Consider the following 250-nt stretch of genomic DNA (forward strand, 5'->3'; position numbering starts at 1 on the left):
ATTGACCTGACTTTGAAAATGTCTTGCCGTCAGCTTATCTCCTAATAATTTGATGCAATGCATCTTGGTTTCCACCAAACTGCGACGGTGATAGCCCGACCATTTTTTCCAAAGCATTCTTCCTAGATGTTTGACTGTTTTCAATAATTCATTTCTCTCTAAAGATCCCAATTTCTTATCTTTCCATGGCCTTGCATTTTTTCTTGGAGGAATTATGGCATGTGCTTGACGATCTGAAATCAATTGTCTG

The 250-nt window shown here is 38.4% G+C and carries 1 protein-coding gene; it reads right to left on the minus strand.

The genetic code is table 11. The annotated features are described in order from the left end of the window. Window positions 1–250: transposase (locus DPG01_RS18690; protein WP_323581312.1), on the minus strand; the 250-nt coding region annotated here is incomplete at both ends.

This window comes from Acinetobacter sp. WCHAc060042 (assembly GCF_003231195.1).
In the GTDB taxonomy this organism is placed as follows: domain Bacteria; phylum Pseudomonadota; class Gammaproteobacteria; order Pseudomonadales; family Moraxellaceae; genus Acinetobacter.